At 71.7% G+C, this 13,731-nt stretch carries 14 protein-coding genes; 6 read left to right on the top strand and 8 right to left on the bottom strand.

The features are described 5' to 3' along the window. Positions 1–12 precede the first annotated feature (12 nt). Together Acor_RS29240 and Acor_RS29235 are read right to left on the bottom strand one after the other, a co-directional pair. A complete protein-coding gene (locus Acor_RS29240) occupies positions 13–1,542 on the bottom strand; it encodes an MFS transporter (RefSeq protein ID WP_174876213.1) in 1,530 nt (509 codons plus the stop codon). A gap of 159 nt (positions 1,543–1,701) precedes the next feature. Further along, the gene (locus tag Acor_RS29235; protein WP_155339982.1) at positions 1,702–2,883 is read right to left on the bottom strand and encodes an MFS transporter; all 1,182 of its coding nucleotides are present in this window, start codon (positions 2,881–2,883) and stop codon (positions 1,702–1,704) included. A gap of 159 nt (positions 2,884–3,042) precedes the next feature. Between Acor_RS29235 and panB the strand changes: the two genes are divergently transcribed. Beyond that, positions 3,043–3,882, top strand: coding sequence for a 3-methyl-2-oxobutanoate hydroxymethyltransferase (gene panB, locus Acor_RS29230; RefSeq protein ID WP_155339981.1), 840 nt, complete (start codon positions 3,043–3,045; stop codon positions 3,880–3,882). A gap of 1 nt (position 3,883) precedes the next feature. Here the strand turns inward: panB and Acor_RS29225 are convergent, their stop codons facing one another. After that, entirely contained in the window at positions 3,884–4,786 is a 903-nt protein-coding gene (locus tag Acor_RS29225) for a threonine/serine dehydratase (RefSeq protein WP_155339980.1), read from the bottom strand. Positions 4,787–4,795: 9 nt separating this feature from the next. Next, a complete protein-coding gene (locus tag Acor_RS29220; protein ID WP_155339979.1) occupies positions 4,796–5,980 on the bottom strand; it encodes a trans-sulfuration enzyme family protein in 1,185 nt (394 codons plus the stop codon). 84 nt (positions 5,981–6,064) lie between these two features. Here Acor_RS29220 and Acor_RS29215 point away from each other — a divergent pair, with 84 nt between their 5' ends. Then, the gene (locus tag Acor_RS29215) at positions 6,065–7,510 is read left to right on the top strand and encodes an aminotransferase-like domain-containing protein (protein WP_246239265.1); all 1,446 of its coding nucleotides are present in this window, start codon (positions 6,065–6,067) and stop codon (positions 7,508–7,510) included. A 4-nt stretch (positions 7,511–7,514) separates the two neighbouring features. Here the strand turns inward: Acor_RS29215 and Acor_RS29210 are convergent, their stop codons facing one another. Continuing rightward, the gene (locus Acor_RS29210) at positions 7,515–8,342 is read right to left on the bottom strand and encodes a peptidylprolyl isomerase (RefSeq protein WP_246239264.1); all 828 of its coding nucleotides are present in this window, start codon (positions 8,340–8,342) and stop codon (positions 7,515–7,517) included. Between the two features lie 179 nt (positions 8,343–8,521). Here Acor_RS29210 and Acor_RS29205 point away from each other — a divergent pair, with 179 nt between their 5' ends. Continuing rightward, a complete protein-coding gene (locus Acor_RS29205; RefSeq protein ID WP_246239262.1) occupies positions 8,522–9,166 on the top strand; it encodes an alpha/beta hydrolase in 645 nt (214 codons plus the stop codon). Between the two features lie 3 nt (positions 9,167–9,169). Here Acor_RS29205 and npdG read toward each other — a convergent pair whose 3' ends face one another. Next, positions 9,170–9,838 carry an NADPH-dependent F420 reductase gene (gene npdG, locus Acor_RS29200; RefSeq protein ID WP_155339976.1) on the bottom strand — a complete coding sequence of 223 codons (669 nt, stop codon included), beginning with the start codon at positions 9,836–9,838 and terminating at the stop codon, positions 9,170–9,172. Between the two features lie 55 nt (positions 9,839–9,893). Further along, the gene (locus Acor_RS29195; protein ID WP_155339975.1) at positions 9,894–11,042 is read right to left on the bottom strand and encodes a lipase family protein; all 1,149 of its coding nucleotides are present in this window, start codon (positions 11,040–11,042) and stop codon (positions 9,894–9,896) included. A 172-nt stretch (positions 11,043–11,214) separates the two neighbouring features. On the opposite strand from Acor_RS29195, the gene Acor_RS29190 reads away from it, so the two are divergent. Then, on the top strand, positions 11,215–11,796 hold the full coding sequence (locus tag Acor_RS29190; protein WP_174876212.1) for a hypothetical protein: 582 nt from the start codon (positions 11,215–11,217) through the stop codon (positions 11,794–11,796). Here Acor_RS29190 and Acor_RS29185 read toward each other — a convergent pair. Next, on the bottom strand, positions 11,793–12,731 hold the full coding sequence (locus Acor_RS29185; RefSeq protein WP_155339973.1) for a LysR family transcriptional regulator: 939 nt from the start codon (positions 12,729–12,731) through the stop codon (positions 11,793–11,795). The genes Acor_RS29190 and Acor_RS29185 overlap by 4 nt on opposite strands. Positions 12,732–12,805: 74 nt before the next feature. Here Acor_RS29185 and Acor_RS29180 point away from each other — a divergent pair, with 74 nt between their 5' ends. Further along, positions 12,806–13,075 (top strand): CBU_0592 family membrane protein, encoded by a 270-nt coding sequence (locus Acor_RS29180; RefSeq protein ID WP_155339972.1) that lies wholly within the window; start codon positions 12,806–12,808, stop codon positions 13,073–13,075. 1 nt (position 13,076) lies between these two features. Next, positions 13,077–13,727 carry a cyclase family protein gene (locus Acor_RS29175; RefSeq protein ID WP_155339971.1) on the top strand — a complete coding sequence of 217 codons (651 nt, stop codon included), beginning with the start codon at positions 13,077–13,079 and terminating at the stop codon, positions 13,725–13,727. Positions 13,728–13,731 lie beyond the last annotated feature (4 nt).

The following is a 13,731-nucleotide window of genomic DNA, read 5'->3' as shown; positions in this document are numbered from 1 at the left end:
TCAGGTTGAACGTCAAACTACCGCCGATTCCTTCTCTGCGCCTTCGTCGGCCACGGGGGTGGCGCGCACCGGCGCGCGCTCGGCGCCCTTGGCCGGCATCCAGCGCCCCACCACGAACGCGCCGAGCAGCGCGACGGCGGCCGAACCCACGGCGGCCCAGCGGATGCCGACCACGAACGCGTCGTTGGCCACGGACATCAGGGCGGCGCCCTGCGCGCCCATCCGCTCGGTGACCGCGGCGGCCCCCGCGATCGACTCGGTCACCGCGTGCGCGGCCTCCGGCGGCAGGCCGGCGACCTTGTCCTCCATCGCGCCCCGGTAGCTGGCCGAGAGCGCCGCGCCCAGCACGGCGATGCCCAGCGTGCCGCCGACCTGGCGGACCACGTTGCTCATCGAGGAGCCGACTCCGGCCTTCTCTCTGGGCAGCGCGTTCATGATCGAGGTGGTCGCGGTGGGCATGACGCTGGCCATCGCCGCGCCCTGCACGAACGCGAGCACCAGCAGGATCCACAGCGGGGTGTCCGCCGAGATGAACGCGTAGCAGGCCAGCGCGGCCGCGATCATCAGCATCGCGGCGGTGCTGACCGCCCTGGCCCCGAACCGCTGCACCGCGCGGGCGCTCTGCGGCGAGAACGCCAGCTGCGCCACCGCGAACGGCAGCACCAGCGCGCCGGACTGCAGCGGGGAGAAGCCGCGCACGATCTGCCAGTAGAACGCCATGAAGAACATCACGCCCATGGCCGAGAAGAACACCAGGCCGACGCTGGCGATCGCGGTGCTGAAGCCGGCGTTGCGGAACTCGCGCACGTCGAAGGCGGGGTGGTCGGTCCTGCTCTCGTACCAGACGAAGGCCGCCAGGATGGCCAGGCCGATCAGGGACGGCACGATGACGGTGGCGTCGGCGGCGGTGCCCAGTTCGGTGATCCTGACGATGCCGTAGACCAGGCTGACCAGGCCCGCGATGGACAGCAGTACGCCGATCGGGTCGAGCGCGGTCTTGTTCGGGTCCTTGGAGTCCGGCACCAGCGTGCCGATCAGGACGATCGCGAGCAGCACGATCGGGACGTTGATCAGGAAGACCGAGCCCCACCAGAAGTGCTCAAGGAGCAGGCCGCCGGTGATCGGGCCGATCGCGACGGCGATGCCGACGCCGGCCGCCCAGATGCCGATCGCCTTGCCGCGCTCGTTGATCGGGAAGACGTTGGAGATGATCGCCAGGGTGGCGGGCATGATCGCGGCGCCGCCGATGCCCATCAGCGATCTGGCGATGATGAGCTGCATCGGGTCTTGGGAGTACGCGCTGGCCAGCGAGGCGAGCCCGAACAGGACCATGCCGATGAGGAGCATGCGCTTGCGGCCGAACCGGTCGCCGAGCACGCCGAAGGTGAACAGCAGGCCGGCGAAGACGAGGGTGTAGGAGTTCATCGCCCACTCCAGCTCGCCCTGGGTGGCGCCCAGCCCGTGGACCGGATCGGCGATCGTCTTGATCGCCACGTTCAGGATGGTGTTGTCGAGCACCACCGCGAGCAGACTGAACACCATCACGCCGAGGATCTGCCACCGGCGTGGGTGACCTAGGTCAGGTTCCACGAGTTCCCCCAGTAATATCGATACGGTCGAGTTTCGCAACGCAACCGTATCGTATGATCTTTACGATACGCAACGGTCTCGTAAAGCAATCTCCATCGGCGGGTAATTCCCTCAGGCGAGCACCGGTTCCGGCGCCCGCCGCCAGAAGGGCGTCGCGGCGGCGACGGCGGCCAGACCGATCAGGCCCGCCCCGGCGAACGCCCAGCCGGGGCCGGCCCCGTCGATGATCCCGCCGGCGATCGGGCTCGCGCAGGCGACGCCCACGGTCAGGAAGGTGCCGTGCAGGCCCATCACCTCGCCGCGCGCCGCGGCGGGCGCCCACTTGCTGGCGATGTCCACGGTGGAGGAGAGGGAGGGCGCGCAGAGCAGGCCGCCGGGGATCAGCGCCAGGCTGAGCCACCACCAGCCGCCGCCGACCAGGCCGACCGGGACCGTCAGGGCGCTCAGTCCGGCGATCATCACCAGCGGGGAGAAGCCGCGCGACAGGCCACCGTAGACGAACCCGCCGATCAGCGACGCGAAGCACCACAGCGCGATGACCAGCCCGATCCAGCCGGTCTGGCCGCTCTCCTGCAGCGAGGCGACGATGGCCAGGTCGGTGGCGGTCAGCACGAAGCAGAGCGTGGAGCCCATCGCCAGCGCGGTGAGCAGCCGCGGCGTCAGCCACTGCCGCCGGGGGATGCGCTCGCCGGTCTCGGCCGCGCGTTCGGCCTCGGACCTGGTGGGCGGGTTCAGCAGGATCAGGGCGAGCCCCGAGCCGAGGAAGCCGACCGAGATCACCACCATGGCGGTCGCGCTGGACGAGGCGATCACGCCGGCCGCGGCCACCGCCGGGCCGATCATGAACGAGGCTTCGGTGGCCATCGAGTCGAGCGCGAAACCGGTCCGGTGGCTCTCCGGCGGCACCATCGCCGCCAGGCACTGCCGGATCACTCCGAAGATCGGCAGCATCAGCAGCCCGCTCACCGCGGCCAGCGCCAGCAGCGCCGGATACGACAGCAGCGGCGCCGACAGCCAGAACGCGAACTGCGCCAGCATGGTGACCAGGATCACCGGCCGCACACCGTAGCGGTCGATGAGCCAGCCGGAGACCGGCGAACCGACCGCCGTCCCGATCGTGGCCGAGGCCGCGACCAGGCCCGCCTGGGTCCAGGTGTGGCCCAGCGTGTTCACCGTGTGCAGCGTCAGCACCAGGCTGGTGGCCGTCACCGGGATCCGGGCGAACAGCCCGACCAGCAGCAACGTCCGCACACCCGGCTGGGCGAAGACCCGCCGGTAAGGTTCTATTTCCATTTTCGCGACTTACCTCCGCATGGCATTGTGCCGTGCGACCCCGACACTTCCGCCACCGGATTACCGTGGCCGTCTGGGGTGTTCTGAGCTGCTGACGGCATGCAATGATCTGACTGTCCGGGGACGCCACAGGGGCGCCACGAGACCATGGAGGTAGCCATGTCCTCTGTTAGTGCTGCAAGCGCGCTCTATGGCGGGAACGCCGGGCGCAGGGTCACCGTCCGCGACATAGCCGCAGCCAAGGCGCGGCACGAGCGCTGGCCGATGGTCACCGCGTACGACGCGATGACCGCGCGGGTCTTCGACCAGGCGGGCATCCCCGTCATGCTGGTCGGCGACTCGGCCGCGATGGTGGTCTTCGGGTACGACTCGACGCTCCCCGTGACCGTCGACAACCTCATCTCCCTCACCGCGGCGGTCGTCCGGGGCTCATCCCGGGCCATGGTCGTCGCGGACCTGCCGTTCGGCTCCTACCAGTCCTCACCCCAGCAGGCGCTGGAGTCGGCGGCCCGGTTCATGAAGGAGGCGGGGGCGCACGCGGTCAAGCTCGAAGGCGGCGCGCGGGTTCTCCCCCAGGTCGAGGTCCTCGTATCGGCGGGTATCCCCGTCATGGGGCATCTCGGTCTGACTCCGCAGTCGGTGAACGCCTTCGGGGGGTATCGGGTTCAGGGCCGGGGGCAGTCCGGCGACGAGTTGATGGCCGACGCGAAGGCGCTCGAACACGCGGGTGCCTTCTCCGTCGTCCTCGAATGTGTCCCCACCGATCTGGCCAACCGGGTCACCGCAGCGCTGTCCATCCCCACCATCGGTATCGGCGCGGGGCCGGGCACGGACGCCCAGGTGCTCGTCTGGCAGGACCTGATGGGCCTGACCGAGCACCCGGCCAAGTTCGTGAAGAAGTACTCGGACCTGGCCGGCGAGATGGACCGCGCGGTCCGCACTTTCGCCGACGAAGTCGTGAACGGCGCGTTCCCCGCCCCCGAGCACAGCTACAGCTGACTCACAGGGTGGCCGGGTCCGTGTTCGACCCGCACACGATCACGGCCACCCGCTCCCCTTCGTCCGGCGTGTAGACACCGGCGCGCAGCGCGGCCAGGGCCGCGGCCCCCGCGTGCTCGGCCGCGACATGGTGGTCGTGCCACAGCGCGTGGCGGGCCTCGATGATCGCCTCGTCGGACACCAGCACGCTGGTGACGTGCCCGGCCACCGTGTCGTACGCGAGCCGCCCGATCGTGCTCGCCCCCAGGGCGTCCGCGCCCACGCCGGAGACGCCGACCCGGACGGGCTCGCCCGCGTCGAGGGCGGCGCGCAGGGTGGGGATGCGTTCCGGTTCGACGGCGACCACCTTGGCGCGGCCGTCGAGTCCGGCCACGACCCCGGCCACCAGGCCGCCGCCGCCCACCGCCACCACGACCGTGTCCAGATCGGGGATCTGCTCCAGGAGTTCGGCCGCCAGCGTGCCCTGCCCGGCGGCGACGTCGAGCTGGTCGTAGGCGTGGATATCCACCGCCCCGGTCTCCGCGGCGCGTTTCCTGGAGGCGTCCAGGGCCTCCTGGTAGATCGCGCCGGTGACGACGACCCGCGCGCCGAGCGCGCGCAGGCCCGCGATCTTCACCGGCGCGCAGACCTCGGGCACGAAGATCTCGGCGCGCACGCCCAGGCGGCGGGCCGCGTACGCGACCGCGAGGCCGTGGTTGCCGCCGCTGGCGGCGATGATTCCGGCGGCGGGCGGGGTGGCGCCGAGCATGCGGTTGAAGGCGCCCCGGACCTTGAAGGAGCCCGAGTGCTGGAGGCATTCCAGCTTCAGCCATCGCCCGGGTTCGACCTCGATTACGGGGGTGCGCAGCGCGTACCCCGCGATCCGGCCGGAGGCCCGGTCCACGTCCGCCCGCGTGACAGTCATCCGCGCACTCTACTGGTCCGCGATTTCCAGAGCCTGGGTCAGGTCGTCCCAGAGGTCCTCGGCGTGCTCGATGCCGACCGCGACGCGGACCGTGCCCTGGCCGATCCCGGCCTGGGCGAGCTGGGCGTCGTCGAGCAGGCGGTGCGAGGTGCTGGCCGGGTGCAGGACCAGAGTCTCGACGCCGCCCAGGGAGGGGGCCAGCAGCGCCAGCCGTACCGCGCTCATGAAACGCTCGCCGGCCGGGCGGCCGCCGCGCAGGTCGAAGGAGAGCACGCCGTTGAAGTCGGAGAGCAGCTTGGCGGCCAGATCGTGGGAGGGGTGGGTGGTGAGGCCGGGCCAGTGCACGGCGGCGACCGCCGGGTGTTCGGCCAGGCGGGTGGCCAGGACGCGGGCGTTGGCGCAGTGGCGTTCCATCCGGACCGCGAGCGTCTGCATGCCGCGCAGGGTCAGCCAGGACGCGAACGGGTCGGGGGTGGCGCCCAGGGCGCAGGAGTAGGACCAGACCTTCCGGTACAGGGCGTCGTCGGCGAAGACGGCCATGCCGCCGAGCAGGTCGGCGTGGCCGCTCAGGTACTTGGTGGTGGAGTGCAGGACGATGTCGGCGCCGTGCTCGATCGGGCGGCACAGGATCGGCGAGGCGAAGGTGTTGTCCACCGCGGTCAGGATCCCGGCCTCGCGCGCGGCGGCGCACATCGCGGGCAGGTCGGCGACCTGGGTCATCGGGTTGGCGATGGTCTCCAGGTAGAGCAGCTTGGTCTGCGGCCGGACGGCCGCCAGGACCGCCGCCGGGTCGTCCTCGGCCACGTAGCTGACCTGGAGCCCGAACCGTTCGACCAGGTCGTCGAGCATGTGCGCGGTGCCGCCGTAGAGGGCGTGCTGGGCGATGACGTGGTCGCCGGGCTGGAGCAGCCCGAGCAGCACCATGTTGATCGCGCCCATGCCGGAGGCGGCGGCCACGGCAGCCACGCCCCCTTCGAGCCCGGCGACGGCCTCCTCCAGGGAGCGTACGGTCGGGTTGGAGTAGCGCCCGTAGACGAACGCGCCGTCCGGACGGGTCATCCCGTCCGCGAACACCGAGGGATCCTCGAACTGGAACCCCGACGTCTGGTAGATCGGCACCGAGATCGGGGTACTCCCGTTCAGCACCGGCTTCGGCAGGTGAACAAGCCGCGTTTCGGGTCGAAAAGCACTCATATCGCCAAGGATGGCTTGTCACCCGGCACTTTGTCAGATCCAATGGCACGGAATTGGTCCGCTTCTCGAACCAATGGAGGCATCGTGGACTGCGAGCGGATGGTCGGACTGCTGGGGCGCTGGGCGTCCGGGCGGGGGCCGCTGTACCTGCTGCTCGCCATCCGGCTGCGGGCCCTGATCGACGACGGGCTGCTGCCCCCGGGGTCGGCGCTGCCGCCGGATCGGGTGCTGGCGCGGCGGCTGGCGGTCGGGCGCGGCACGGTGGTCGCGGCCTACGACCTGCTGCAGCAGGAAGGGCGGCTGGTCCGGCGGCAGGGCAGCGGCACCCGGGTGGCCGAGGCGGAGCTGCCCGCCACCCGGGCGGCGGACGGCGTCACCAATCCGCTGCTGCTGCACGTGCTCGATCCCCCGGACGGGGTGACACTGCTGACCTGCGCCGCCCCGATCGAACCGCCGCCCGAACTGATCGAGGCGTACCAGACGGCGATCCTCCGGCTAAGCCGGATTCGTCACGACATCGGCTACCACCCGGCGGGATATCCGGATCTGCGGCGGGCGCTGGCCGAGTACTACCGCCGCCGCGGCCTGCCCACAGAGCCGGACCAGATCCTGGTCACCACCGGCGGGCAGCAGGCCATCTCGCTGATCACCGCGCTGCTGGTCGCGCCGGGCGACACGGTGCGGATCGAGACCCCGACCTATCCGAGCGCCATCGAGATCTTCCGCGACGCCGGGGCTCTGCTCTCGCCGTGCGACCTCGCCGAAGCCCACGAGCTGGGGCTGCTCGCGCCGCGTGAGCCCGAGGTGGGCAAGCCCGCCCTGGCGTACCTGATCCCGACCGCGCACAATCCGACCGGCCTGATCATGCCCCCACTGGCCCGGCGCCGCCTGGCCCGCTGGGCGGCCGAGGCCGACGTCCCGGTGATCGACGACGAGGTCCCCGCGGAGCTCTGCTTCGACGGCGAGGTCCCGCTCCCGCTGGCCGCGTACGCCGCAGGGGAGCAGCTCATCACCATCGCCTCGCTCAGCAAACTCATCTGGGGCGGCCTCCGGGTCGGCTGGACCCGCGCCGCCGCGCCGGTGATCTCCCGCCTGGCTCGCCTGCGCGCCATCCACGACCTGGGCGGCGACGTGCTCGCCCAGCTGGCCGCCGTCACCCTGCTCGACCGCCTCGACGAGGTACGCGACACCCGGATCGCCATCCTCCAGCGGCGCCACGACCACCTGCGCGCCCAGCTCAGCGCCCAGCTTCCGACCTGGTCCCACGACCCCGCCCTGGGCGGCCAGACCCTGTGGGTACGGCTGCCGCGCGGCGACGCGGGCGCCTTCGCCCAGCTGACCGCCCGGCACGGCGTGGCCGTCCCGCCGGGCCCGGCCTTCGACCCGGCAGGCGAGCACGTGGACCGCCTCCGGCTCCCGTTCGTGCACCCGGAGGCCGAACTGACCGAATCGGTCACCCGCCTGGCCGCCGCCTGGGCCGAATACGACGGCACCCGCCGCCGCGCCTCGCTGCACCCGCTGGTGGTGTGAGCCGTCAGCTGACCACGACGGTCTTGATCCGGACCGGGATCTTGGGCGCGCTGGAGCCGCCCTCGTCGCTGGTGATGTCGTCCACGAAGGCGTTGACGCCCCCCGCGGCGATCTTGTCGACGATCTCCATGCCCTTCACCACCACGCCGAACGGCGTGTACGCGGCGGGCAGCTGGGCGTTCTCGTTGCTGAAGGAGATCGCGAACTGGCTGCCGTTGGAGTTGGCCGCGTCCCCGCCCTGCGCCATGAAGACCACTCCGCGCACGTACTGCGGACCGAGGTTCTCATCCGGGAACAGGTAACCCGGGCCGCCGGTCCCGTCGGTCTTGTTCTTGCCGTCGCCCTTGGCCTGCGGATCGCCGCACTGCAGCAGGTCCACCCCGTTGGTCTTCACCGTCACGAGACGGTGGCAGACCGTGTTGTCGAAGTATTTCTTGCCCGCCAGGAACGCGAAGGAGTTCACCGTGCACGGCGTCTGCGGCGTGAGCTCGATCACGATGTCGCCGTGGTTGGTGCGCACGGTCATGGTCTTGGCGCGCAGCGCGGCCTTGGTCGGCTTCTTGGACGGCAGGCCGACGAACTTGGCCGGGCTGCCGCTGTCGTCCTTGCGGTACTCGCAGGTCACCTTGCGGGGGTCCACCGGCGCGGCGCTCGGGCTCGGGTCTGGCAGTTCCGTCTGAATCGCGGACGGGACCGCCGCCGGGGGCGAGGGGGTGCCCGACTCGGCCGCGATCGGGGTTCCGGAGCTACAGGCGGTCAGAGCCCCGAGCGCGATGACCAGCCCGGCGCCCAGGATGCCGGCCGGGCGCTTCTGTCTGATGGGGTTGCTCACCGCTGTGCCTTCCGTTTCCGGACAAAGGATCAATTCGCTGCGCAACGCTAGCCATGATCTTGTTCGCTCCACGTAAGCCGGATCTCTGTTCGCGCTAAGAGGATGTCCACGCCTCACCGCGATTCCCGGTGAATGCTGGACAAATGGACTCGACCTTCGTGCTGGTTCACAGTCCCTCCGTGGGCCCGTCGACCTGGACTCCGGTGGCCGCCGTGCTGCGGGCGCGGGGGCGGGCCGCGGTCGTGCCCTCGCTGGTGGACGTGGGGGCGGGGGCTCCGCCGTACTGGCCGAGGATCGTGGACGAAGTGCTTGCCTCGGCGCCGCAAGGGCCGCTCGTCATCGTCGCGCACAGCAACGCGGGCCTGTTCGTGCCGCTGATCGCGGAGGCGCTGCGCGGGCAGATCAGCAGCTGCCTGTTCGTGGACGCGGCGCTGCCGCCCCGGACCGGTTCCGCCCGCGCGGCCGAGCCCGAGCACCTGGCGTTCCTCGGCGCGATGGCCGACCCCGACGGGATACTCCCCCGCTGGACCGACTGGTGGCCCGACGAGGCGGTCGCCGAGCTGATCCCGGACGGGGCCGCCCGACGGGAGATCGTCGCCGAGCAGCCCCGGCTGCCGCTGGCCTACTACGACCAGGAGATCCCGGTGCCGGCGAAGTGGGATCACGTGCGCGGCGCGTACCTCTGGTTCGGCGAGCCCTACGCGCGGGCCGCCAAGGAGGCCGACGAGCGCGGCTGGCCGGTCACCCGGATCCCCGGCGACCACCTGCACCAGGTGGTCGCCCCCGCCGAGATCGCCGACTGGCTGGTCGCCGCGTCCCGGTGACGGTCAGACGTCGGTGACGCGGAAACCGGCGTGCGCCTTGTACCGGCGGTTGATCGAGATCAGGTTGGCGGTCAGCGCCTCGACCTGGTGGGCGTTGCGCAGCCGCCCGCCGTAGACGCCCCGGACGCCGGGGATGCGCGCGGCCAGGGCCTGGACCAGGTCGGTCGCCTCGCGGTCGTCGCCGAGCACGAGCACGTCCAGGTCGACGCTGGCCACGGTGGGGTCCAGCAGCAGGACGGCCGAGACGTGGTGGAAGGCGCCGACCACCCGGCTCCGCGGCAGCAGGGCCGCGGCCTGCTCGGCCGCGCTGCCCTCCGCGACCGTCAGCGGGTAGGCGCCCTGCTTGTCGAAGCCGAGCGGGTTGACGCAGTCCACCACGATCTTCCCGGCCAGCTCGCCCGCCAGCGCGGACAGGGTGGCGGCGTGGCCCTCCCAGGGCACCGCCACGATCACCACGTCGGCTTCGGCGGCCACGACCGCGTTCTCGCCGCCCTCCACGGTGCCCGCGATGGCCAGCTCGGCGGCGGCCGCGTACGCCCGGTCGGCGTTCCGCGAGCCGATCAGCACCCGGTGCCCGGCCAGCGCGAACCGATGGGCCAGGCCCTTGCCCTGGTCACCGGTGCCGCCCAGGATCGCGATCGTCAGTTGCGAGATGTCGCTCAGCTCAGCCATGAATCCGATCATGCCAGGCGTCCCGGCGACCCGCGCCGCCGGGACGCCCGCGCGTTCAGCAATTGCTGATCGCCGGCAGGCCGAGCACCCGGGAGGCCAGCCAGGCGATCGCCAGCGGCCCGCCCTCGACCGCGCCGAGCACGTGGCTGCCCGCCGGGACCGAGGTCCAGAGCAGGTTGGCGCCCTTGGCGCAGTACTCGCGCCGCAGCGTACGGCTGACCGCGATCGGGATGATCTCGTCGCCGGTGCCGTGGTAGACGAACATCGGCACGGACGGCTTGGCCCCGCCCAGCCGGTTCTCGGCCAGCCTGGCCCGCCAGTCGGGACGGTTCATCACGTCGGCGGTGGTCAGCTCGGCCAGCTGCCGCCCGGCCAGCTTGGACCTGATCTCGCCCACGCAGTCGTCCCGCGCGTCCGCGAACAGCGCGGAGCCCTCGTCGGTGAGGTAGTTCTCCAGCGCGAGCTCCGGGTAGGCCGCGTCCAGGCCGACGCCCGCCGCCGCGGCCAGGCCGAAGTCGGGGCCGCCGTCCAGGTTGTCGGCCACCGCCTTGAGGTCGGCGGGCACGCCGCCGGCCGCGACGCCCCTGAGCTTGAGCTCGGGCGCGTACGCGGAGTGCAGCTGGGCCGCCCACCCGGCGGACGAGCCGCCCTGCGAGTAACCCATGATCACGACCGGCCCGCCGGCCGCCACGTTCGCGCCCGGGGTCCTGGTGGCCGCCCTGATCGAGTCGAGCACGGCCTGCCCCTGCGACCGGCCCGCCATGTAGGTGTGCTGGCCCGGCGTGCCGAGCCCCTCGTAGTCGGTCACCGCGACCGCCCAGCCCTTGAGCAGCATCAGGCTCATGAACGCGAGCTCCAGCTCGGTCCCCTCGGCCATCGCCCGGGACGGGGCGCACTGGTCGCCGAGGCCGTGCGTGCCGACCGCGTACCCGACGACCGGGCGCTTGCCGAACGGATAGGACGCCTTCGGGACCAGCAGCGTGCCGGACACGATCGTGGCGGCGCCGGTCGCGGAGGTCGAGCGGTAGCGCAGGTGCCAGGCCCTGACCGGGACCTCCAGCAGTCGGCCCGGCGCCAGGTAGACGGTGGTCGGCGTGGCCTCGACCACGTCGCCGGGACCGGCCGCGGCGGCGGGTGCGAGGAACAGGCTGGTCGACAGGAGGGAGCCGATGGCGAGCACGGCGGTTCTGACTCGAACGTCCATGGGGAGAGGCCGCCCTTCGTGGCTTCACTGCTCGGTGGACGGCGCCGTGAGCTTGATGGTTACCCGTCGGTAGCCCATGGTCAAGAGCCGCGGTCAGAAAAATGTGACACGCCTCACCGGCAATGTCGCGTAACCATGCCGGACCGCTCTGACCTGGGGCACCATGGAACGCATGGACGCCACGGCGGTCAGATTCCTGCGCGAGGCCCTCGCCGCCACCGACTGGGTGGCCAGGACCGGCGAGTTCGGCCGCGCCCTGCGCGCCACCCGCTCCCCCGGCGGCCTGCTCCTGATCGGCACCCCGGCGGAGGAGCCCTGGCACCTGACCGCCCACCTCGGCGACGAGGCCAGGCTCTCCGGCCTGGACCAGCTCGCCCCCACCCTGCTCCGCTGGGCCCCGCCCGCGGACGCCCCCGCCCACCTGCGGATCGGCCTGGACCGGCTGGCCGCCGCCACCCGGGGCGAGACCCTCCTGATCGTCGCCGAGCGGCAGGCCCCCGTCCCCTTGCTGGAGCGCGTCCAGGACGCCCGCAGGACCGGCGCCACCATCCTGGCCCTGGACGGCGGCGACCCCGACCTGGAGTCGCTGGCCCACGACGCGCTCTGCGTCCCCGCGCTCGGCGGGCCGCTCTCCTTCGACGGCGCGCAGCACCTGATCAGCATGGCCGCCGCCGAACTCCCGCACCGCCCGTCCCTGCGCGAACGCCTGGCCCGCCTGGCGGACCGGGTGACCGGCCCCCGGACGATCGACTAACGCGCGCCGCTCAGCTCGGTGACCCGCTTGGTGAGCTCCTGCGCGACCTCCCTGAGCGCGTCGATCACGACGCCCTGCACCGGGTCGGGCTCCCCCGATCTGGTACGGCTCACGCGGGTGAGCGCCTCGATCCGCCGCGAACCCACCCCGTGGATGTCGGTGATCATGACGTGCCCCTCGGGGACGTCCAGCAGCGCCAGCGCCGGCACGATCGCGACGCCGTGGCCCGCCGCGACCAGGTCCAGGGCAGGCGGGAACTCCGAGATCACGTGCACCCGGCGCGGGGTGAAGCCGTGGAACTGGGCCAGCCGGTCCAGGGCCTGGCCGCAGGCCTGGTGCGGGACGCCGGCCACCCACGGCAGGTCGGCCAGGTCGGCCACCTCGGTGGGCGGGTCCAGGCCGGGCGGGGCGACGATGCGGTACTCGTCGTCGTAGAGGCGGTGCCGGGACATGGAGGGGAGGGCGGGGGCGGGCTGGTTCATGTCGCGTTCGGTGGCCAGCAGGTCGACGCCGCCCAGGCGGAGTTCCTGGAGGGCGGGCTGGCCGTACAGCTCGTGGATGACCGGCGTGATCAGCGGGTGGCTGCCGGCCAGCCGGGCCAGCGCGGGGACGAGCAGGTGACGGATGACCGTGGGGAAGGCGGCGATGGTGACCGGGCCCGCCGGGCGTTCGGTGAAACGGTTGAGCTCGTGCCGGGCTTCGGCGAGCTGTTCCTCGATGCGCTCGCCGTACGCGGACAGGACGCGGCCGGCCGGGGTGACCGTGATCCTGCGCTGGGAGCGGTCGATCAGCGCGATGCCGACCTCGCGTTCCAGCTGGGCCAGCTGCTGGGAGATCGCGGAGGGGGTCAGGTGCAGGGCTTCCGCTGCCTTCATGACGCCGCCCCTGCGGGCGACCTCATGCAGAATGCGCAACCGGCGGGGGTCGATCTCCATAAAGCAGAGCTTACGCTGGACTTAAGTATTCTTCACTTGCGCTACAGCACCAATCCCTCACATGATTGACGCAAATGTCTACATTTATCACCATTCTTGGCACCATCGGGGCGGTTGCCCTGCTGATCGCATACGGCCTGGTCTCGTCGGCACGCCTGTCCGGCAACGGCTTCGCCTACCAGGCGATCAACATGGTCGGCGCCCTCACCCTGGCCATCAACAGCGCCTACCACGGCGCCTGGCCGTCGGCGATCCTGAACATCGTCTGGACCGCCATCGGGGTGTTCGCCATCGGAAAATTCGTCGCGAAACGGGCGACAAGCCGCACCGCGGAGGGAACCTGACATGGCGTTGATCGAGCTGAGCCACCGCATCACCGCAGGCATGATCACCTATCCCGGCATCCCCGGTCCCGAACTGGGCGTGCACCTCAGCCGGGAGCAGTCCCGCGACCTGTACGCCCCCGGCACCGAGTTCTTCATCGGCACCATCACCCTGGCCGCGAACACCGGCACCTACCTGGACTCTCCGTACCATCGGTACGCCGAAGGCCCGGACCTGACCGGTGTGCCGCTGGAAAAGATCGCCGACCTGGGCGGCCTGGTCGTGGCCGCGCAGGGCCTCGACGCCGTGGACGTCAGCCACCTGAAGGACCTCGACGTGGCCGGCAAGGCCGTGCTGATCCACACGGGCTGGGACGTGCGTTTCGGCACGGACGCCTACTTCTCCGGGCATCCGTACCTGACCGGCGGGGCCGCCGCCTGGCTCGTCGGCGAAGGCGCGGCCCTGGTCGGGATCGACTCCCTCAACATCGACAGCACTCCCCCCGCCGGGAGCCGCCCCGCCCACTCGGCGTTGCTGGCCGCGGGCATCCCGATCGTCGAGCACCTGACCAACCTCGGCGCGCTTCCCGCGTCGGGTTTCCGGTTCCACGCCGCGCCGCCGATGATCGCCGGAATGGGCACCTTCCCCGTCCGCGCGTACGCGGTGATCTGACCGG

It is taken from the genome of Acrocarpospora corrugata (assembly GCF_009687845.1).
GTDB classification, from domain to species: domain Bacteria; phylum Actinomycetota; class Actinomycetes; order Streptosporangiales; family Streptosporangiaceae; genus Acrocarpospora; species Acrocarpospora corrugata.
Note: the sequence above shows the minus strand (reverse complement) of the source record. Positions and strands in the feature narration are given on the sequence as shown.